General features: G+C 64.1%; 18 protein-coding genes and 1 pseudogene. 12 read left to right on the top strand and 7 right to left on the bottom strand.

The features are described 5' to 3' along the window. Positions 1-237, top strand: a pseudogene (locus C515_RS24225) (hypothetical protein); the annotation flags it as partial. 84 nt (positions 238-321) lie between these two features. Here the strand turns inward: C515_RS24225 and C515_RS0118335 are convergent. Both C515_RS0118335 and C515_RS0118340 read right to left on the bottom strand, forming a co-directional pair. Further along, positions 322-1,044 carry a carbonic anhydrase gene (locus C515_RS0118335; RefSeq protein WP_028456679.1) on the bottom strand — a complete coding sequence of 241 codons (723 nt, stop codon included), beginning with the start codon at positions 1,042-1,044 and terminating at the stop codon, positions 322-324. Positions 1,045-1,104: 60 nt separating this feature from the next. Beyond that, a complete protein-coding gene (locus C515_RS0118340) occupies positions 1,105-2,766 on the bottom strand; it encodes a mechanosensitive ion channel family protein (protein ID WP_051305105.1) in 1,662 nt (553 codons plus the stop codon). A gap of 109 nt (positions 2,767-2,875) precedes the next feature. Here C515_RS0118340 and dnaQ point away from each other — a divergent pair, with 109 nt between their 5' ends. The 5 genes from dnaQ (at position 2,876) to ispF (ending at position 6,461) form a co-directional block, all read left to right on the top strand. Continuing rightward, positions 2,876-3,613, top strand: coding sequence for a DNA polymerase III subunit epsilon (dnaQ, locus tag C515_RS0118345; RefSeq protein ID WP_028456681.1), 738 nt, complete (start codon positions 2,876-2,878; stop codon positions 3,611-3,613). A gap of 8 nt (positions 3,614-3,621) precedes the next feature. Next, complete coding sequence (locus C515_RS0118350) at positions 3,622-4,482, top strand: tetratricopeptide repeat protein (protein ID WP_028456682.1); 861 nt, start codon at positions 3,622-3,624, stop codon at positions 4,480-4,482. A 181-nt stretch (positions 4,483-4,663) separates the two neighbouring features. Beyond that, on the top strand, positions 4,664-5,365 hold the full coding sequence (ispD, locus tag C515_RS0118355) for a 2-C-methyl-D-erythritol 4-phosphate cytidylyltransferase (RefSeq protein WP_028456683.1): 702 nt from the start codon (positions 4,664-4,666) through the stop codon (positions 5,363-5,365). A 135-nt stretch (positions 5,366-5,500) separates the two neighbouring features. Next, positions 5,501-5,983, top strand: coding sequence for a free L-methionine (R)-S-oxide reductase MsrC (msrC, locus tag C515_RS0118360; protein ID WP_028456684.1), 483 nt, complete (start codon positions 5,501-5,503; stop codon positions 5,981-5,983). A 4-nt stretch (positions 5,984-5,987) separates the two neighbouring features. Further along, positions 5,988-6,461, top strand: a complete 474-nt coding sequence (gene ispF, locus C515_RS0118365) for a 2-C-methyl-D-erythritol 2,4-cyclodiphosphate synthase (RefSeq protein WP_028456685.1) — start codon at positions 5,988-5,990, stop codon at positions 6,459-6,461. A 1-nt stretch (position 6,462) separates the two neighbouring features. On the opposite strand, the gene C515_RS21975 is transcribed toward ispF, so the two are convergent. Next, positions 6,463-7,368 carry an HDOD domain-containing protein gene (locus C515_RS21975; RefSeq protein WP_051305106.1) on the bottom strand — a complete coding sequence of 302 codons (906 nt, stop codon included), beginning with the start codon at positions 7,366-7,368 and terminating at the stop codon, positions 6,463-6,465. Between the two features lie 74 nt (positions 7,369-7,442). Between C515_RS21975 and C515_RS0118375 the strand changes: the two genes are divergently transcribed. Further along, complete coding sequence (locus C515_RS0118375; protein WP_028456686.1) at positions 7,443-8,225, top strand: hypothetical protein; 783 nt, start codon at positions 7,443-7,445, stop codon at positions 8,223-8,225. A 198-nt stretch (positions 8,226-8,423) separates the two neighbouring features. On the opposite strand, the gene C515_RS21980 is transcribed toward C515_RS0118375, so the two are convergent. The 3 genes from C515_RS21980 to C515_RS0118390 all read right to left on the bottom strand — a co-directional run bounded on the left by C515_RS21980 (position 8,424) and on the right by C515_RS0118390 (position 11,780). Beyond that, complete coding sequence (locus C515_RS21980) at positions 8,424-9,311, bottom strand: patatin-like phospholipase family protein (RefSeq protein ID WP_051305107.1); 888 nt, start codon at positions 9,309-9,311, stop codon at positions 8,424-8,426. Beyond that, positions 9,308-10,006: a tRNA (N6-threonylcarbamoyladenosine(37)-N6)-methyltransferase TrmO gene (gene tsaA / locus C515_RS0118385; protein WP_028456687.1), complete on the bottom strand. Its 699-nt coding sequence runs from the start codon at positions 10,004-10,006 to the stop codon at positions 9,308-9,310. Before tsaA ends, C515_RS21980 begins: the two co-directional genes overlap by 4 nt. Before the next feature lie 454 nt (positions 10,007-10,460). Beyond that, positions 10,461-11,780, bottom strand: coding sequence for a sodium-dependent transporter (locus C515_RS0118390; RefSeq protein ID WP_028456688.1), 1,320 nt, complete (start codon positions 11,778-11,780; stop codon positions 10,461-10,463). Positions 11,781-12,268: 488 nt separating this feature from the next. On the opposite strand from C515_RS0118390, the gene dusB reads away from it, so the two are divergent. The 4 genes from dusB (at position 12,269) to purD (ending at position 17,098) form a co-directional block, all read left to right on the top strand. Continuing rightward, positions 12,269-13,303, top strand: a complete 1,035-nt coding sequence (gene dusB / locus C515_RS21985; protein WP_051305108.1) for a tRNA dihydrouridine synthase DusB — start codon at positions 12,269-12,271, stop codon at positions 13,301-13,303. Between the two features lie 9 nt (positions 13,304-13,312). Further along, positions 13,313-13,567 (top strand): helix-turn-helix domain-containing protein, encoded by a 255-nt coding sequence (locus C515_RS0118400; protein WP_043650467.1) that lies wholly within the window; start codon positions 13,313-13,315, stop codon positions 13,565-13,567. A gap of 125 nt (positions 13,568-13,692) precedes the next feature. After that, the gene (purH, locus tag C515_RS0118405) at positions 13,693-15,255 is read left to right on the top strand and encodes a bifunctional phosphoribosylaminoimidazolecarboxamide formyltransferase/IMP cyclohydrolase (protein WP_028456690.1); all 1,563 of its coding nucleotides are present in this window, start codon (positions 13,693-13,695) and stop codon (positions 15,253-15,255) included. A 568-nt stretch (positions 15,256-15,823) separates the two neighbouring features. Further along, the gene (gene purD / locus C515_RS0118410) at positions 15,824-17,098 is read left to right on the top strand and encodes a phosphoribosylamine--glycine ligase (protein ID WP_028456691.1); all 1,275 of its coding nucleotides are present in this window, start codon (positions 15,824-15,826) and stop codon (positions 17,096-17,098) included. Between the two features lie 61 nt (positions 17,099-17,159). On the opposite strand, the gene C515_RS0118415 is transcribed toward purD, so the two are convergent. Beyond that, positions 17,160-18,167 (bottom strand): YeiH family protein, encoded by a 1,008-nt coding sequence (locus C515_RS0118415; RefSeq protein ID WP_028456692.1) that lies wholly within the window; start codon positions 18,165-18,167, stop codon positions 17,160-17,162. 109 nt (positions 18,168-18,276) lie between these two features. Between C515_RS0118415 and C515_RS0118420 the strand changes: the two genes are divergently transcribed. Continuing rightward, positions 18,277-19,167: a LysR family transcriptional regulator gene (locus C515_RS0118420; protein ID WP_051305109.1), complete on the top strand. Its 891-nt coding sequence runs from the start codon at positions 18,277-18,279 to the stop codon at positions 19,165-19,167. Positions 19,168-19,283: the final 116 nt, after the last annotated feature.

Here is a 19,283-nt window from a genome sequence, read left to right on the forward strand (position 1 = left end):
GCGGCAGTTTCGCCATGCCGGATCAGTTTCCTGACGGCGCTGCGTTACATTGTGGATGAGTGGCTGTGGAGTTCGAGTCGTTGCTCACCGGGCACGATCCCGGGCAAGTTGAAGGCGATGCGCAGCAACATCAAGCGCTTCATTCTGCCGCCACGTCGCAGCGAGCGGCGCTATCCGCGCGCAGTGAAGATGAGCAAAACCCGTTACCCAGTCAAGAAAAATGCCGCTCAGGCTTAACTGAGCGGCATTGCCGCAATGCGGGGCTTTTTGCTGGGTATTGCCCTGTAGCCATTGCTGGCAATGGGCTGTGGCAATATACCCTTATTTCGATGCCTTGACTTCACGCTCGTTCAAGGGCTGTACCGGGCGGGCGTTCATCGGGAAGATCTTCTTGAAGGCATGCAGTTGCGCACGCGACAGCGTCACCGGCTCCTTCAGCACCTGCCAGCGCACCCCTTCGGTGCACGGCGGGGTGGTCAGCGAGCCGCTGAAGGCGTAATAGCCGAAATCGGCCGGCAGCAGGTCGAAGGCGTTGAACTGCTGGTCCAGTTCCAGCTTGCCTTCCTTGCGCGGCAAGTCTTTCCAGAACGACTTCAGCGCGGCATTCTCGGCGCCGACCTTGAACAGCACCGCCACGACCGCGAGCTCCCCCTGTTCGTTCTTGTGTGCCAGATGGGCGACCATGTCGGCGGGTTTGCCGTTGATCTGTTCTTCGCTGGGGGTGTGGAAGTGGAACTGCAGCAGTTCATACACATCCTCGCCGATGCGGATGCGGCTGCCCGGGGCAATGTTCAGCTGTACGGTGTGGCCATTGTTGACCAGCTGCACGCCCGCGGGCTGGTACTGGAAAACCAGCGCCGGCAGCTCGGTCGCCGTGGCGGCGCCGGTGCGGATATTGATCGGCGATTGGGCGCGACCGGTCTGGCATTCGCCTTCCCAGTGTTTCGGGCCGTGCTTGCCGTGATAGCCCCAGTGGGCGCCTTCGGCCCAGCTGCTGCCGGCCAGCAGCAGACCGAGAACGGGGAGGATGTAACGTGCTTTCATGACGCGAACTCCTGATGCGTGGGGGGGATTGGTTGGGTATGTTGCTGTATGTCTTTCCTGCTATGGCTTGGGGGGTGATGCGGCAATGGGTTTGCCATCCTGGCGCGCCGGCGCCGCGTACCAGTTCTGCTCGGGAACCAGCTTTTCGCTCGCGGGATCGCCCAGATAATGCGGCGACATGATCTGTACGCCGTAATGGTTGAAGGTGTCCTGGATCTGGCCGTGCAGCTCGTTGAGGATTTCGAACTTGCGGCGTGGCTCGTCCACCGCCACGCGCAGCTGGTACACCACATACCAGTCGGAAAGGCCGGTCTGGTAGACCACTGGCGCCGGGTCGCGGCGCACGCCGCGGCTTTTGCCGGCAGCCTCCAGCAGCATGGCCTCGACCTGGCGCCAGGGGGCGTCGTAGCCGATGGTGACTTCCACCGTGCTGATCACGCCGCCGCCCGAGGCCAGTCGCGAGAAATTCTTGACGTTCTGGCCGACCAGCCCCGAATTGGGAATGCTGATTTCCTCGCGCAGATTGGTGTGGATCTTGGTGGCAAACAGACCGATGTGCATCACCGTGCCCTCGACATCGCCGATCTGCACATATTCGCCGACGCGCAGCGCCCGCGAATAGATGATGATCATGCCGGACGCAAATTGCCCGACGATGCTCGATGCCCCCAGCGACACCATCAGGCCGACCATGACCGACAGCCCCTTGAAGGCTTCGGTGTCGGCGCCCGGCAGGTAGGGGTAGATCATCGCAAAGGCGAACAGCCACACCGAAAAGGCCAGCAGGCGGCGCGTGGTCGCGGCGGTATCGCGGTCAAACAGGCCAAGCTGCAGCTCGCCGCGCTCAACGCGCGCGAACAGGTAGTGGATGAAGCGGGTGACATAGCGCGCGATCAGCAGGATAAAGCCGGCGATCAGCAGATCCGGCACCGCGCCCAGCACGGCCAGCAGGCTGCTTTCCAGGAAGCCCAGCACGGCCTGGTTGAGCTGTTCGCTCCAGGCGCGCGTGTAGGGAATCTCGTGCAGCACCAGCGACAGCCAGGAATACAGAAAGAACAGGCCCAGCACGCTGACCAGCAGATTGACCAGGTGCCGGAAAAAATGCGCCAGTGTGCGGGCATTGGTGCCGGTGTAGCGCCCGGTCACCGAGGCGATGGGTCGCGCGATGTAGCGGCGACTGCGCACCAGCACCCAGCGGCGCACGCGGCGCAACACCTTGAGGATCAGCACCAGCAATACCGTGGCGATGGCGATGATGGCGGCGGCCTTCAGCAGCTCGCGCGGGTCGGCAAGCGCCAGCCTGTCCTCGCGCACCGCCTCCAGCGCCTTGCGGGCATCGGCGCTGCGCTGCGCCAGCGTTTCGCCGCCGAGCGTGTCGATGTCGCCGTGGCGCAGGTAGAAGGCAATCTTGCCGCCGATGCGGATTTCCATCCCCTCGGCGCTGGGTGACTGGCTGATGGCTGCCTGCGGGTCCTGTTCCAGCAGCCGGCTGATGCGCAGCGCCGCCGCCGTCGCCCGGTCTTGCGGCGAGTAGCCGGCAAACGGGCTGCTGAAGGTGGTGATCGGGCGATTGTAAACGCGCAGCACATGCGCTTCGGTCTCGGGCGGCGCTGTGGCGGCCGCGCTGGCAGGGGAAGCGGCCATCTCCTCGCCGCGCACCGCCAGCGGCCAGCACAGTGTCAACAGAATCAGTAAGCGCAACAGGATATTCAGTGCGTGCATTGCAAGCCGGCTCCATGGGTTTGGGTCATCATAACGCAAGCGAAGCAGGGCGGCGGGCCTGCCGGTGAACCGGTATAATCGCGCGATACTTTTTTGCCCAATCCAGCCCATGCGCCAGATTCTGCTCGATACCGAAACCACCGGCCTGCGTGTCGAGGATGGCAACCGCATCCTCGAAATCGCCGCGGTCGAGATGGTCAACCGCAAGCTGTCCGCTCCCGAGCGGCACTTCCACAGATACATCAATCCGGGGCGCGATTCGGAAGAGGGGGCGCTGAATGTGCATGGCCTGACGAGCGAATTCCTCGCCGACAAGCCGAAGTTCGCCGACATCGCCCAGGAATTTCTCGACTTTGTGCGCGGTGCGGAAATCATCATCCACAACGCCCCGTTCGATGTCGGCTACCTCGACATGGAGCTGGGGAAGCTCGGTCTGGGCAAGTTCCGCGACCACGTCGCCAATGTGATCGACACGCTGGCGATGGCCAAGGAGTTCTTCCCCGGCAAGCGCAACAACCTCGACGCCCTGTGTGACCGCTACGAAATCGATCGCAGCAACCGGGTGCTGCACGGCGCGCTGATCGACTGCGAGCTGCTTTCCGAAGTCTATCTGGCGATGACGCGCGGGCAGGACAGCCTGCTGATCGACTTCCATGGCGGTGACGATCCGGACGGCACCGGCGCCGGCCGCCGCCTGCCCGGCGTGGCGCTGCTGGTCAGCCAGCCGAGCGCCGAAGAACTGGCCGCCCACGAGGCGTATCTGGATGAGCTCGACAAGATCGTCAAGGGCGATTGCCTGTGGCGCACGCTGGAGCCCAAATCGCCACCCGCCGAGGCCCTGCCATGAGTGTCTGCATGAATACGACCGAACTGAAAACCGCTGCGCATGCCGCGTGGGATGACGACAACGAGGCCGAAGCCGAAGCGCTGTTCAAACAGGCACTGGCGATCGACGGGCAGGACGCGCAGACGCACTTTGATCTGGCGCTGCTGTACAAATTCCAGGATCGCTGGGCGGAGGCACTGGCGCACAACCGCCGCGCGGTCGAGCTGAAGCCCGACGACACGGCGGCCTGGTGGAATCTGGGCATTGCCGCCACCGCCTTGTCCGACTGGGTGGCGGCGGCTGCAGCGTGGCGGGTGTTCGACATCGATCTGCCGCTGGATTCCCTGCCACCCGCACTGCCAGTGGCTCCCGCTGCCGTGCGTGTGCGCAATGGCAAGCAGATCGACGTGCTGCTGGGCGAACGGCTCGACCCGGCGCGGGTGCGGATCACGCAGGTTCCGGTTCCCGATTGCGGCGTGCGCTATGGCGACATCCTGCTCAACGACGGGCTGGGCAATGGCGTGCTGAAGACCGATGGCGGCGAGTTGCCGGTGCGCGAAGTGCTGGGGACGTGGCAGGTGTCAAACAATGCCACCTATGTGCTCGAAGCCGTTGTGGAGAATAGGTCGCAGCTCGATACCCTTGCTGATCTGGCAAGGTCTGCCGGCCTGCCGCTGCAGGACTGGGGCGGCAAGGTGCGCTATGTGCTGCCGACGGAAGGCAAGGATGCGCCGGCCGACCCGGAATGGCAGAAGGTGCGCGAGATCGGCATCGCCGCGGAGGATGACCAGCCGGTGGCCGACCTGATCGACGCCTGGCAGGCCGCCTGCCCGGATGTCGAAATCCGCGAGGTGTATGTGGCGCTGACGCCGGAAGACGCGCAAGTTTAATCGGCAGACTCACCACGGAGGCACAGAGGGCTCGGAGAACAGCAAACCCAATGCCGAGGCGCAGGGGCGCGCAATGCGGGCGAACGAACAAGCCGTCCTCCGGTTTTCTTCAGCCTCTCCGGCCAAGGGTTTTTCTCTGTGTCCATCTGTGTCTCTGTGGTTCATTTTTCCCAGGTGTTGCATGAAAGCCATTGCCCTGCTTCCCGCCGCCGGCTCCGGCAGCCGGATGAATTCCCCGCGTCCCAAACAGTATCTCGATCTCAACGGCCGGCCGCTGATCTGGCATACGCTGCTGGCGCTGCACGCGGTGCCGGAGCTTGCACGCATTGTCGTGGTGCTTTCCGCCGGCGACGAGTGGTGGGAGACGTTTGACTGGTCGGGCTTCGCGCGGCTGACGGTACTGCGCTGCGGCGGCGATAGCCGCGCCGAGTCGGTAAAGAATGGCCTCGATGCCTTGCGCGCGGCTGGCGAGGCACAGGACGAGTGGGTGCTGGTGCACGACGCCGCGCGCCCCTGCCTCGCACCGGAGCTGGTGTCCGGCATGATCGGGGAGCTGGGGTATCACCCTGTGGGCGGTATCCTTGCTGTGCCGGTGGCCGATACCCTGAAGCTGGCGGGCGAAGGCCAGTCCATTGCCCGCACGCACCCGCGCGACGGGTTGTGGCAGGCGCAAACGCCGCAGATGTTCCGCCTCGGCATGCTGGCCGATTGCCTGGGCCAGGGCATGGGGCCGGACATTACCGACGAGGCCAGCGCGCTGGAAAAGGCTGGCCACACGCCGCAGCTGGTGATGGGCAGTCCGTGGAACCTGAAGGTGACCTACCCGCAGGATCTGCAGCTCGCCAGTCTGATTCTGGCGGCCCATGCAGAAAGAAATCGCTGATGCGGTTTTTTCGACAATCCCTTGTTGTCATGTCTGCAAAGGCGGACATCCAGAGCAGGCGAGTAGCCTGGCTGGATTCCCGCTTGTGCGGGAATGACGTTTTGGTAGAAGTGACAGGCGCAGAGGAATATCCGCATGGCTGAAACACTGACGATTGCCGCCGGCGACAAGGCCGCCCGCTACGCCGGCTTGCTGCCGCAACTGGCCAGCCTGCTGGAGCACGAAGCCGACCTGATTGCCGGCATGGCCAATGTGGCCAGTGCGCTGGCGAGCACCTTCGGCTGGCACTGGGTGGGGTTTTACCGCGTCGCTGGCGCGGAGCTGGTGCTGGGGCCGTTCGCCGGGCCGCTGGCCTGCACGCGGATTCCCTTCGGGCGTGGCGTGTGCGGCACGGCCTGGGCGCAGAACGCCACGCTGCGGGTCGACGATGTCGACGCCTTTCCCGGGCATATCGCCTGCTCCAGCCTGAGCCGCAGCGAGATTGTCGTGCCGCTGCGCAATGCGGCCGGCGCGGTAATCGCGGTGCTGGATGTCGATGCCAGCGAGCTGGCGGCCTTTGATGAGATTGATCAACACTATCTGGAGCAGCTCGCGCAGCTGTTCGCCAACAAGGAGTAAACGCATGCGTATCGGACAAGGCTGGGACGTGCACCGCATGGTGGAAGGCCGGCCGCTGATTCTCGGCGGCGTGACGATTCCGTTTGAAAAAGGCCTGCTCGGGCATTCCGATGCCGACGCGCTGCTGCACGCGATCACCGACGCGCTTCTCGGTGCGGCGGGGCTGGGTGATATCGGCCGGCACTTTCCCGATACGGCAGAGGAATTCAAGGGGGCGGACAGTCGCGTGCTGCTGCGCGAAGCGCTGCGGCGCGTGCAGGAGGCCGGGTGGCAGGTCGGCAATGTCGACGCCAGCATCCTGATCCAGCGCCCGAAAATGGCGCCGCACATTCCGGCCATGGTCGCGAATATCGCCGCCGATCTGGGGATTGCCGTCGGCCAGGTGAATGTGAAGGCCAAGACCTACGAAAAGCTGGGCCCGGTGGGTGCGAGCGAGGCGGTGGAAGCCCAGGCGGTCTGCCTGCTGCTGCCGCGCTGAGTCAGTTGCTGCTGGCCAGCAGCGCCGCTGGCGGCGTGACCTGGAACCACGACCATTCATGCGCCAGCGCCACGGCCGTGTCGCGCACCAGCGCGTAGGCGCCGTCGAGATCCAGACCGGTCAGCTCGGCGACCGCGGCGTAATCGTCGGGCAGCGCCGGGTCGCGCCAGCCGTTGACCAGGTGGCGGGCCAGCGCATTGGCGACCAGCACCGTGCGCACGCGCGGTTCGTCACGGTAGCCTTCGTCAAGCAGATGGGTAATCAGCTTGGGAAAGTGCCAGGCGTGCGCCAGTGCCAGCTGCAGCTCCAGTACGGTGATGCCGAAAATCTGTTTCTGCGCGTCGCGGCTGCGCAAGCCCGGCGTTTTCTGCTGCATGAGCATCACCTGCGCGGCCAGTTGCGGCGCTTCGTACCAGATCAGGATTTCCGCCGTATCGTGCAGCAGCGCCGCCGTCATCACCTCGGCGGGGTCGATGTCGTGGCGGCGGCTGCAAATGGCCTGTGCGTACTTGCTCGCCGAATAGGCGCGGTAGCAGGCGGCATGGCAGCCGTACAGCGCCGGCTCGATGCGGGCGAGCTGCTGCTCGACCGTGTTGCTGCTGGACAGTGCGCGCAGAAAACCGCTGATGCCGATCATCAGCAGCGTGCGCTCCAGCGTGGTGACATCGGTGATCTGGGCATTCTGGCGATGCTCCTGCAGATAGCGCAGTACCTTCAGCGACAGCAGCGGATCGTGGCGGATCAGCGCGGCGATGTCGCGCACGCTCACTTCCTCCAGCCGGCCAGCCAGCTCGCGCAGGGCCTGCTGCGTGTGCTCCAGTAGCGGAATCTGCTGGTGGCTCAGGTAGTCAACCCAGCCGGCCAGGGAGTCAAAGCGCTGTTTCAGCATGGTGGTCGCTTCAGCCAAGTAGTGCTTGCATTATGGCATGCTGATACAGATTGGCTGAGAATGAATCCTGTCCCGGCTTCGGAGTGTTGCCGATGTTGCGCACCTTGCTCTTGCTGATCGTACTTGCCCTGTCGCCGCTGGCGACGGCGGATGACATTGCCACCCTCAGCCCGCGGCACAAGCCGGCAGCCGAGCTGTTGCCGGTCTTGCAGCAGGCCTTTCCCGATGCCGCCTTCAGCGTGTTCTACCAGCAGCTGATCGTCCGTGCGCCGGACCGCGCAACGCTGGCGCGCATCGAGGCGCTGCTGGCCGAGCTTGATACCGTTACCCGCCAGTTCCGCCTCAGTGTCGAGCAACGCCAGCACGCCAGTGCCGCCGGCTGGCATTTCGACACCAGTGGCCGCGTCGTGATCCGCAACGGCAAGGCGGGCGGCGCGCTGGCCGTGTCGCTTGGCCAGTTCCACAGCGACAGCCGCCTGCTCAACCGCAGCAGCGTGCTGACGCTGGACGGGCAGGAGGCGTGGATTTCGCTCGGGCAAAGCCGCTTTTATCCGCTGCGCACCTGGTGGCCGGGCAGCGGTGTGGTGGTGAGTGGCGGCGAATGGGCGAGCGTGGGCAACGGTTTTGTCGCGCAGCCGCTGGCGCAGGGACGCGAGGTCGTTGTCAGGCTGAGCCCGCAGCTGAGCCGCTTTGTCGGGGGCAGGCGCATCGAGCGCGCCGGCGCCTACACCGAAGTGCGCGCCAGTCCCGGTGAATGGCTGCTGATCGGCGAGAGCAACAGCAGCAGCCAGTCATCGACCGCCGGTTGGCCGGACAATGGCAGCGAGCGCGGGCAGGGCGGCTATCAGGTCTGGTTGCGGGTGGACGAAGACTGAGCGGCTTGCCGGGCAGGCACATTCAACGCAGTGGCCTCAGCAAAACCCAAATCAACCACAGAGGCACAGAGAACACAGAGAAAAGCGGGAGCACGTCATCGGCATTGCTCGGGGTTGTGCTTTCTCTGTGCCCTCTGTGTCTCTGTGGTTCAATAGGTTTTTGATATGTATATGGCTGCAGCCCTTTTCAGAAAAGGGTTATGGGGCAATACCCTTGCCTTGCTTTTCCGCCAGCTTGCGACGGATTTCCGGCATCAGCGCCAGCGCGGCCTTTTCGCCTTCGAGGATGGCGGTGTTCTTCTGGTCGAAGTCCGCCGCGCCGATCTTGCCGACCTTGGGGCGGATGATCACGTCGGCGCGCGTCATTTCCTGTTCGCCCAGCTTCTGGCCCATGATGGTGATCGCCTGGTTGACGTTGCCGACCATGCTCGCCGGCCGGTTGTAAGTGGCCTTGCTGGAAATATCGACGGCGATCACGAAGTCCGCGCCGAGCTGGCGCGCGGCGTCGACCGGCACCGGGCTGACGATGCCGCCATCGACGTAACGCTTGCCGGCAATCGTCACCGGCTCGAACACGCCGGGAATGCTGCTCGACGCGCGCACGGCCTGGCCGGTGTTGCCGCTGCCGAATACCATGCGCTCGCCGTTGTCCAGATTGGTCGCCACTGCGGCAAAGCGCCTGGGGAAGGTTTCCATCGTCTTGCCGCCTACCAGCGTGTTCACGTAATCCTGCAGCTTCTGCCCCTTCACCAGCCCGCCGGACAAGAGGCTCACGTCGCGGATCTGGCTCTCGTCCAGCGCGAAGGCCTTTTCCTGCAGCGCGAACACGTCGATGCCGCTGGCGTAGAGGCTGCCGACGACGCTGCCGGCGCTGGTGCCGGTGACGACCTCGGCCTGGATGCCGTTGGCTTCGAGCATCTTGATCACGCCGATATGGGCAAAGCCCTTGGCCGCGCCGCCGCCCAGCGCCAGACCGACGCGGATTTTCTTGGGCGCGGGTTTGGGCGCGGCCGGTGGTTCGCTGGTGGCGCAGGCCGACAGCAGGGTGGAGGCCAGCAGGAGCTGCAAGAAGCTGCGACGTTTCATAGGGCAATGATCTCGTCAACAATGGCCTGCCCGTGCTGGCAGCGCCATTTGATATCCAGGGTATAGAGGCGTACGCCATACTGGCGTTCGCCTTCGTCGGCATACGCCGGGCGCGGGTCTTGCGCGAGCACCTCGCGGATCAGTTCGGGCAAGGCCGGGTAGCGCAGCGCATGCGTGGCGAGGCTGGCGCTGGCCGCCGGGCTGAACACCACCTCGAGCCGCGGCGGCGGGCCGTCGACAAAGCCGCCGCGCGCAGCGGGCTGGCTCTCGACAAAGGGAATGTAGGGCTTGATGTCGAGAATCGGCGTGCCGTCGACCAGATCGACACCGGTAAAGCTCAGCGTCACGCCGTCGCGGGTATCGATGCCGGCCAGCGCCACCAGCGACAGGCCCAGCGGATTGGGGCGGAACGGGCTGCGGCTGGCGAACACGCCGACGCGGCGGTTGCCGCCCAGGCGCGGCGGGCGCACCGTCGGCTGCCATTGCCCGGCCGTCTGGTGAAACACCCAGGACAGCCAGACATGCGAAAAGGCTTCGAGCCCGCGCACCGCTTCGGCGCGGTTGTACGGCGCCAGCAGTTGCAGCGTGCCGGTGGCGTGCGGGGCGAGCTGAGGCTGGCGCGGAATGCCGAACTTGTCGGCAAACGGCGTGGCGATGAAGCCGATGGGCTGGAAGGCAAACGACGTGTCGGACATGGGAAGAACCGGAAATGACCACGCGATTGTGCCAAAGCGCACCCCGCTTGGCTGCGTGAATTTGTTACGCACTGGCGCTGTGCGGCGAAGGACTTGGTTCACTCAAGCGACTCTGCACTACATCTTTTCAGCGCCTTCGGCGCAGTGATCGGTTGCCGGTGTGCCGGCGGCACGTCAGGGGACTTGTCTTGCCAAGCCCCCCGACACCCCCAAGGCGCGCCCGTTCCGCAGCCCCTGCGGGGTGCCCTGCGATGCTCGACTTCGGCAGCGACGCGGGGCAACTCGGGCTGCGCCCTCAGACACTCCCCGCGCCGAAACCCTGCCGAAGCCTGCGCTTCTCGGCTGCTGCAAGGGCAGGGTAGTTCTGCCAAGCAGCTGCGCCACTTCTGTATGCATTGCCGCAATGCAAAAGGGCGCACCTGCGGCGCGCCCTTTGCTTTGTTCCGACCTTGGCTTACAGGCCGTGAATCCAGATGTAGCCCAGCACCAGCGGCGCAAGGAAGGCGCACACCAGCCGGAAGGCCGGCAACACCGCCGCCGCACCCTCGGCGTGCAGCTCGTCGCGCACGCGCGGCCAGATCGCCCAGCCGACAAAGACCGCCGCCAGCAGGCCACCGGCCGGCATCAGCACGTTCGACGCCACGTAATCCATCAGATCGAACGGTGTCTTGCCGAAGATCAGCGTTTTTTCCAGCACGCCAAACGACAGCGCAGCCGGAATGGAGGCGGCAAAGGAGGTGAGTGTCACCACCACGGTGGCCGGCTTGCGCGCCCAGCCGAACTCGTCCATCAGGAAGGCGACGATGGGCTCGAGAATCGATACCGACGAGGTCAGTGCGGCGAACAGCAAGAGGCAGAAGAAGGCGATGGCAAAGCCCTGGCCAAACGGCATCTTGGCGAAGATCGCCGGCATGGTGATGAAGGTCAGCCCGGGGCCCGCTGCCGGATCGACGCCAAAGGCGAACACCGCCGGCAGCACCATCAGCCCGGCCAGCAGGCAGGCCAGCGTCGCCAGCGCCGACACCCACAGCGTGGCGCCGACCAGCTTGGTGTCCGACGACAGGTAGGAGCCATAGGCGATGATCATGCCGCCGCCGATGGACAGCGAGAAGATCGCCAGCCCCATCGCATCGAGCAGCATCGTGGCGTTGACCTTGCTCCAGTCCGGCGTGATGAAATACTGGACGCCTTCCATCGCGCCCGGCAGGGTCAGCGCGCGTGCGATCAGCACCAGCATCAGGAAAAACAGCGCCGGCATCAGGATCTTGCTCATGCGCTCGATGCCGGCCTGCACGCCGCCCAGCACGATGGCCATATTGATGCCGAAGAAGATCGCGCAATACAGGATGGCGTCGGCCGGATCGGCGATAAAGCTGCCGAAGGCCGATTTCAGCGCCGCGGTATCGGCGGTGATCGCCTCGCCGGTGATCGAGCGCAGGATGTAGGCGACCGTCCAGCCGCCGACGACGCAGTAATACGAGAGAATGATGAACACGCACAGCACGGAGAGCCGTCCCGCCCAGGCCCAGGTCTTGTTCTTCAGCTCGCGGTACGCGGTGGTGGCGGATTTGCGCGCGGCGCGGCCGATCAGCATTTCGGCCAGCAGCATGCCCACGCCCAGCGTGAAGACGCAAACCAGATAAGCGATCAGGAAAGCGCCACCGCCGTTCTTGCCAGCGATATAGGGAAATTTCCAGATGGCGCCCAGGCCGACGGCGGAGCCGGCAGCAGCAAGGATGAAGCCCAGTTTCGAGCCCCAGTTGGCACGGGACATGATCACTCCGGTTACAGTTGGATGCCAAAGAGTGTGCCCAACTGTTACGGCCCGGCCTATTGGCGATAGTCCCGATCCGGACGACGCATCGGCAGCAAGTCGCTGGTAATGCGCACAGCTTTGCTGTGTGTTCGCATTACCCCGCAGTGGCCTCGCGTGACAGCCGGGTGTGCTGCACGCCTGCCTGTTATTCTTTTTGGTAAGTATTTTCGCGTATTTGTGTAAGATTGTCATTGCCCAACAGCCACGCATGAGACCGAGTATGTGCCGTATACCCAATGACCGCTTTTTGCTTCGGGCAGTGCTGCTGCCGGCACTGGCGCTGACCAACGCCGGAACGGTGGGTATCGGGCGCTAGCCCCACACCAGCATGGGCTCTGGCTGCATGGGGTGGGGTGTTTTATATGCGCGCGAGGATCGTTGTTGCCTATTTTTTAGGCGCTGTGTAGAATGGCCGCCCATCCCACCTCCCCCCTCTGCCACCGGTCATGCGAATCGGGCCATACGCGCTTGCCAACAATCTGATCGTGGCTCCCATGGCGGGGGTGACGGATCGGCCATTCCGCCAGCTGTGCAAGCGCTTTGGCGCGGGCCATGCCGTGTCGGAAATGATCACGGCCGACCAGAGCCTGCGCCTCACCAAGAAAACCCAGCGCCGCGCCGATTTCACCGGCGAGCTCGCGCCCATTTCCGTACAGATTGCCGGCAGCGAGCCGGAAAAGCTGGCCGAGGCCGCGCGCTATCAGGTGGCCAACGGCGCACAGATCGTCGACATCAATATGGGCTGCCCGGTGAAGAAGGTCTGCAACAAGCTGGCCGGCTCCGCCTTGCTGCAGGACGAAGCGCTGGTGCAGGAAATCCTCGAGCGCGTCGTCGCCGCGGTCGAGGTGCCCGTCACGCTGAAAACCCGGCTGGGCTTTTGCAATGGCGAGGAAAATATTCACCGCGTCGCCGAGCTGGCTGAGAATGCCGGCATTGCCGCGCTGGCCATCCACGGCCGCACGCGCGAGGACATGTATAACGGCAACGCGCGCTATGAGCTGATCCGCGCGGTCAAGGCCGCGCGCCGCCTGCCCATCATTGCCAATGGTGATATCGATACGCCGCACAAGGCCAGGCAGGTGCTGGAGATGACCGGCGCCGACGCCATCATGATCGGTCGCGCCGCGCAGGGGCGGCCCTGGCTGTTTCGCGAAATCGGCCATTTTCTGGCCAGCGGCGAGCTGCTGCCGCCGCCCGATGTGAGCGAAGTGCGCGCGGTGATGATGGAACACCTGGACGCGCTGTATGCCTTTTACGGCGAGTATTCCGGCGTGCGCATCGCGCGCAAGCACATCGCCTGGACGACCAAGGGTTTGCAGGGTGGCAATGCCTTTCGCCAGGCGATGTACGCGCTGGAAAGCAGTGCCGAGCAGGCGCGCGCCACGCGCGAATTTTTTGACCGCCTGTCCGCCATGAGCGACACGCTGGTTTATGACGATGACAGTGCCGCGAACGACGGCACTGCACCACAACAACAATAGGGGAAACCAATGACTGCCCAACTGGCCGACCGCCGTCAGGATCATATCGCCGACGCGATCCATCTTGCTCTGGCCGATTATTTCCGTGATCTGGATGGCGAGGCACCCTGCGCGCTGTACGACATGGTGCTGGCGCGCGTGGAAAAGCCGCTGCTGGAAGTCGTGCTGGAGCGTGTGGGGGGCAACCAGACCAAGGCGGCAGACATGCTGGGCATCAACCGCAACACCCTGCGCAAGAAGCTGCAGACTTACGACATGCTTTGATGGGTATGGGCTTGTGGCCTTTTACCAGTAAAGGCTGCAGGTGAATACCCGTGGAAATGCCTTTGAAATTTGCTCCGTTTGCCAACGGGGCGCAGCAAATCGCAATTCAATCTGGAGAGATGTAAATGAGCAAGATTCAACGTGCGCTGATCAGCGTATCCGACAAGACCGGCGTACTGGATTTCGCCCGTGCGCTGGTGGCGCAAGGGGTGGAAATCCTGTCCACCGGCGGTACCGCCAAGCTGTTCGCCGACAATGGCGTTCCGGTCATCGAAGTGTCGGACTACACCGGCTTCCCGGAAATGCTCGATGGCCGCGTGAAGACGCTGCACCCGAAAATTCACGGCGGCATTCTCGGCCGTCGCGATCTGGAAGCGCACGTGGGCACCATGCAGGAGCACGGCATCGGCAATATTGATCTGGTCTGTGTGAACCTGTATCCGTTCGAAGCGACCATCGCCAAGCCGGATTGCAGCTTTGAAGACGCCATCGAAAACATCGACATTGGCGGCCCGGCCATGGTGCGCTCGGCAGCCAAGAATCACGCGCACGTGGCGATTGTCACCGACGCGGCGGACTACAACGCACTGGTTGAAGAAATGCAGGCCAACGGCGGCGCACTGAGCCTGGCCACCCGCATCAATCTGGCCAAGAAGGCCTTCAGCCACACCGCCGCCTACGACGGCGCGATCTCCAACTACCTGACCGCGCTGACCGACGCGGGCGAGAAGGTGACCTACCCGAATCGCCTGAACGTGCAGTTCGTGAAGGTGCAGGACATGCGCTACGGTGAAAACCCGCACCAGTCCGCCGCCTTCTACCGCGACCTGCACCCGGCTGCCGGCAGCCTGGCGAACTACAAGCAGTTCCAGGGCAAGGAACTGAGCTACAACAACATCGCCGACGCCGACGCCGCGTGGGAAGCCGTCAAGCAGTTTGCCGAGCCGGCCTGTGTGATCGTCAAGCACGCCAATCCCTGCGGCGTGGCGGTGGCGGTCGATACTTATACCGCTTACCAGCTGGCGTTCGCGACCGACACCACCAGCGCCTTTGGCGGCATTATCGCGTTCAACAAGACCGTTGACGCCGACACCGTCGAAGCCGTCTCCAAGCAGTTCCTGGAAGTGCTGATCGCACCGTCCTACACCCAGGAAGCGCTGGACCTGCTGGCGAAGAAGGTGAATGTGCGCGTGCTGGAAGTGGCCATCGAAACCGGCGAGAACAAGTTTGACCTGAAGCGCGTCGGCGGCGGCATTCTGGTGCAAAGTCCGGACGTGCATGCGCTGACGCTGGCGGACCTGAAGGTCGTGACCAAGAAGCAGCCGAACGATCAGCAATTGAAAGACCTGCTGTTCGCGTGGAATGTCGCCAAGTTCGTGAAATCCAATGCGATTGTATTCTGCGGCAAGGGCCAGACGCTGGGCATCGGCGCAGGCCAGATGAGCCGTGTCGATTCGACCAAGATCGCCGCGATCAAGGCCAAGAATGCCGGTCTGGACCTGCGCGGTTCGGTCGCCGCATCGGACGCCTTCTTCCCCTTCCGCGACGGTGTGGACGTGATCGCCGAAAATGGCGTGTCCGCCATCATCCAGCCGGGCGGCTCGGTGCGTGACGACGAGGTGATTGCCGCGGCCGACGAGCATGGCATTGCGATGGTCGTCACCGGCATCCGCCACTTCCGTCATTGATTCGGGGCTGCGCCGTGTCCGGACTTTGTCACAAAGCCCCTCGTGTACAAACGTACACGTCGGGCCTTTGTTTCGCGTCCGGACTCGGCTCGCTGCCGAATCGGGTGCGGCTGCTCGCCCGACGGCTTGATTCGGGACTGTGCCGTGCGATGGCTTTGTCACCCGGCGGCTCGTGTGCAAACGCACACGTCGCCACCGTGTTCCGCGCCCTCACACGGCTCGCTCCCGAATCGCGCAGTGCTGAGGCATGATGCATGTCCATTGGTTTTGGCTGTGGCAGTAAACGTTTACGTTTGATTAGTAGACCCAAGCCCTGGAGCCGCCGAGAAGCGCAGGTTTTTCGGGATTAGGGGCGGGACGTGTTTGAGGGCGCGTAGCGACCGAGTTGTCCCGCACCCCCGGAAAAGCGAGCATCGCAGGGGAGCCCGAAGGGCCGGCGGACCGGGCGCGCCTTGGGGGTGTCGGGGGGCTTGGCAAGACAAGCCCCCTGACACGTCTGCCGGGCGGAACCGGCATGTAAACATCGCGCCGCAGGCGCTGAAAACCGTACAGAAAACGAGGAATACCCATGAATATTTTGGTTATCGGCTCCGGTGGTCGCGAACACGCACTGGCCTGGAAGCTGGCCCAGTCGCCGCGCGTGGGCAAGGTCTATGTGGCGCCGGGCAATGCCGGCACCGCGCTGGACGACAATCTGGAAAACATCGAGATCAGCGCCATACCCGAGCTGGTCGAGTTCGCCAAAAACAATAACGTCGTGCTGACGGTCGTCGGCCCGGAAGCGCCGCTGTCGCAAGGCGTGGTGGATGCCTTCCGTGCTGCGGGCCTGAAAATCTTCGGGCCGACACAGGCCGGCGCGCAGCTGGAATCCTCCAAGGACTTTGCCAAGGCCTTCATGAAGCGCCACGGCATTCCGACTGCTGATTACGAAACCTTTGCCGACGCCGCCAAGGCCCATGCCTACATTGACGCCAAGGGCGCACCGATTGTCATCAAGGCCGACGGCCTGGCCGCCGGCAAGGGCGTGGTGGTAGCGATGGATCTGGCCGAGGCCCATGCCGCGGTTGATGCCATGCTCAGCGACAACAAGCTCGGCGATGCCGGCGCGCGCGTGGTGATCGAGGAGTTCCTCACCGGCGAAGAAGCCAGCTTCATCGTCATGGTCGACGGCAAGAACGTGCTGGCAATGGCATCCAGCCAGGACCACAAGCGCCTGCTCGACGGCGACGAAGGCCCGAACACCGGCGGCATGGGCGCGTACAGCCCGGCACCGGTGGTGACGCCGGAAGTGCACGCCCGCGCCATGCGCGAGGTGATCCTGCCCACCGTGCAGGGCATGGCCAAGGATGGCATTACCTATACCGGCTTCCTCTACGCCGGCCTGATGGTCAGCGAAGATGGCAGCATCAAGGTGCTGGAATTCAATTGCCGCTTCGGCGACCCGGAAACCCAGCCCATCATGATGCGCCTGAAGAGCGACTTCGTGACGCTGATCGAGCATGGTGTGAATGGCACGCTGGATCAGGTCGAAGCCGAATGGGACCGCCGCGTGGCCCTGGGTGTGGTGCTGGCTGCCGCCAACTATCCGGAGACTCCGAAAAAGGGCGACCTGATCACCGGCCTGCCGCGCGGTCTGGCCGATGCGCATGTCTTCCATGCCGGTACCAAGCTCAATCATGCCGGCGAGCCGCTGACCGCCGGCGGCCGCGTGCTGTGCGTCACCGCACTGGGCGACAGCATCAAGCTGGCGCAGGCCCGCGCCTATGAGGTGCTGGCCGGCGTGCATTTCGACGGCATGCAGTTCCGCCGCGATATTGGCTGGCGCGCGATCACCCGCAAGTGATGATCCGTCACCCGCATAAAAAAAAGCCGCTGCGAAGCGGCTTTTTTTTATGTGCCGGCCCTTACCAGTGCCCGCCCAGGTGCTGCATCAGCAGGCTGGAGGTGGCGACGGTAATCCAGACCAGGAGGCCCAGGGCAATCGGGCGCCAGCCGGTGTGCTTCATCTTGCCCAGATCGGTCGAGAGGCCGATGGCAGTCAGTGCGGCGGTGATCAGAATGGTCGAGACACTGTGCGCGGCGCTGGTCAGGGCCTGCGGCAGGTAGCCGTTGCACAGCGAGGCAATCACGAAGCAGAGGATGAAGCCGGGAATCGCGTGGCGGATGCCGGGGCGCCTGGCGGCGCTGGCGTCCTTGCCCACCGCATTGCGACGGGCGAAGACAAAGCTCAGGACCAGCGTCACCGGAATGATCAGCATGGCACGGCTCAGCTTCACGATGGTGGCATAGTCACCGGCTTCCTTGCTCCACGAGTAGGCGGCGGCCACCACCGACGAGGTGTCGTTGATCGCGGTACCGGCCCACAGGCCGAAACCGGCATCCGAGAGCCCCAGCCACTGGCCCAGTACCGGGAAGGTCAGCACGGCGACGATGTTGAACAGGAAGATGGTCGAGAGCGAGAACGCGGTTTCGTGATCGTCCGGCTTCACGACCGGTGTCATCGCGGCAATCGCCGAGCCACCGCAGATCGCGGTGCCGCCACCGATCAGCACGCAGAGCTTGGCCGGGATGTTCAGCAGCCGGCCGAAGACAAAGGCGCTGGCAAAGGCCAGTGACAGCGTGACCAGCGTGACCGAGAGGGATTTCAGCCCGGTGTCGAGCACCGCACCGATCGGCAGCGCCAGCCCCAGGCCGACAATCGACCACTGCAGCAACTGATGGCCGGCAAACCGGACGCCCGGCAGCTGCGTTTCGCTGATCGTGAAGCGGCTGCGTATGGCGAGGCCGAGCAGAATGCCGGCAACGGCGCCGCCCATCAGCGGGAATTGTTCGCCGAGAACATGGGCGACGGCGGTAATGGCGGCAACCAGTGCCAGGCCGGGAAGGCGTTGTTTGAGTACGGAGGCATTCATCGCGGTGCTCCTGCTTGAGTTTTGATGGCATAAGCTTATCGCTGGAAGATATATATCGAATAACGGATAATTAAGTTCAAGCCATCGGAAAAACCGATCAGGAGTGCCCATGCTGAAAATGACGCTGCGCGAGCTGGAAGTCTTTTGCGCGATCAATCGCACCGGTGGCGTGACGGCTGCCGCCGCAGCGCTCGGGCTGTCGCAATCGGCGGCCAGCGGCGCCCTGGCCGAGCTGGAGCGCCGGCTGGGCGTGACGCTCTTTGATCGCATCGGCCGGCGCGTGGTGCTGAATGAACACGGGCGCTTTCTGCTGCCGCGCGCCGAGGAACTGCTGGCGCAGGCCGAAACACTGGAAGCCAGCTACGACGCAGGGGCGCCAAGCCGCTTGCGCATCGCCGCCAGCCTCACCATCGGCAATTTCGTCCTGCCGGCGCTCTTGGGCGAGCTGATGCAGGCGCGCCCGGAAGACCGCTACGAGGTCGCCATCGGCAATTCGCAGCACGTGGTCGAGCTGCTGCTCGACAGCCGTGCCGACATCGGCCTGATCGAGGCACCGCTGACGCACCGGCAACTGGTCAGCGAGCGCTGGCTGACGGACGAGATGGTGGTGTTTGCCCGCGCCGGCCATCCGCTGCTGGCGGGCGAGGCCAGCCTTGCCGATCTGGCCGCAGCGCCGTGGATCATGCGCGAGGCCGGCTCCGGGGTGCGGCAGATGCTGGAAGCCATGCTGCTGCCGCATCTGGGCGGCATGAATCTGCTACTGGAGCTCGGCAGCGGCGAGGCCGTGCGCGAGGCGGTGCGGCTGGGGCTGGGGATTTCCTGCGGCTCGCGCCGCTCGATTGCCCGCGAACTGGCGCGGGACGAATTCGCCGTGATTCCGCTGCCGCAGATCACGATGCAACGGCGTTTCTATCTTGTCTGGCACGCGGAAAAGCGCCTGACTGCCGGCGCCGAGCGCCTGCGCAGTGCCTGTCATGCGGCAATGGCGCGTTGCGAATGATGAATTGAAGGGTATGTGGCCATGGCCATTCAAATATATATGTTGTGGGCTTATATCCTGAAGGGTATTGCGATGGCCTTTGCCGAAATACGGCTGCATGGCAGTGCAGAATACCC

Origin of the sequence: Chitinilyticum litopenaei DSM 21440 (assembly GCF_000428145.1) — a bacterium.
In the GTDB taxonomy this organism is placed as follows: domain Bacteria; phylum Pseudomonadota; class Gammaproteobacteria; order Burkholderiales; family Chitinibacteraceae; genus Chitinilyticum; species Chitinilyticum litopenaei.

What these genes read in the sequence shown, in the direction of transcription:
- C515_RS0118335 (WP_028456679.1), bottom strand. Translation starts at nt 1,044, where the DNA reads ATGAAAGCACGTTACATCCTCCCCGTTCTCGGTCTGCTGCTGGCCGGC.
- C515_RS0118340 (WP_051305105.1), bottom strand. Translation starts at nt 2,766, where the DNA reads ATGCACGCACTGAATATCCTGTTGCGCTTACTGATTCTGTTGACACTG.
- dnaQ (WP_028456681.1), top strand. Translation starts at nt 2,876, where the DNA reads ATGCGCCAGATTCTGCTCGATACCGAAACCACCGGCCTGCGTGTCGAG.
- C515_RS0118350 (WP_028456682.1), top strand. Translation starts at nt 3,622, where the DNA reads ATGAATACGACCGAACTGAAAACCGCTGCGCATGCCGCGTGGGATGAC.
- ispD (WP_028456683.1), top strand. Translation starts at nt 4,664, where the DNA reads ATGAAAGCCATTGCCCTGCTTCCCGCCGCCGGCTCCGGCAGCCGGATG.
- msrC (WP_028456684.1), top strand. Translation starts at nt 5,501, where the DNA reads ATGGCTGAAACACTGACGATTGCCGCCGGCGACAAGGCCGCCCGCTAC.
- ispF (WP_028456685.1), top strand. Translation starts at nt 5,988, where the DNA reads ATGCGTATCGGACAAGGCTGGGACGTGCACCGCATGGTGGAAGGCCGG.
- C515_RS0118375 (WP_028456686.1), top strand. Translation starts at nt 7,443, where the DNA reads ATGTTGCGCACCTTGCTCTTGCTGATCGTACTTGCCCTGTCGCCGCTG.
- C515_RS21980 (WP_051305107.1), bottom strand. Translation starts at nt 9,311, where the DNA reads ATGAAACGTCGCAGCTTCTTGCAGCTCCTGCTGGCCTCCACCCTGCTG.
- tsaA (WP_028456687.1), bottom strand. Translation starts at nt 10,006, where the DNA reads ATGTCCGACACGTCGTTTGCCTTCCAGCCCATCGGCTTCATCGCCACG.
- C515_RS0118390 (WP_028456688.1), bottom strand. Translation starts at nt 11,780, where the DNA reads ATGTCCCGTGCCAACTGGGGCTCGAAACTGGGCTTCATCCTTGCTGCT.
- dusB (WP_051305108.1), top strand. Translation starts at nt 12,269, where the DNA reads ATGCGAATCGGGCCATACGCGCTTGCCAACAATCTGATCGTGGCTCCC.
- C515_RS0118400 (WP_043650467.1), top strand. Translation starts at nt 13,313, where the DNA reads ATGACTGCCCAACTGGCCGACCGCCGTCAGGATCATATCGCCGACGCG.
- purH (WP_028456690.1), top strand. Translation starts at nt 13,693, where the DNA reads ATGAGCAAGATTCAACGTGCGCTGATCAGCGTATCCGACAAGACCGGC.
- purD (WP_028456691.1), top strand. Translation starts at nt 15,824, where the DNA reads ATGAATATTTTGGTTATCGGCTCCGGTGGTCGCGAACACGCACTGGCC.
- C515_RS0118415 (WP_028456692.1), bottom strand. Translation starts at nt 18,167, where the DNA reads ATGAATGCCTCCGTACTCAAACAACGCCTTCCCGGCCTGGCACTGGTT.
- C515_RS0118420 (WP_051305109.1), top strand. Translation starts at nt 18,277, where the DNA reads ATGCTGAAAATGACGCTGCGCGAGCTGGAAGTCTTTTGCGCGATCAAT.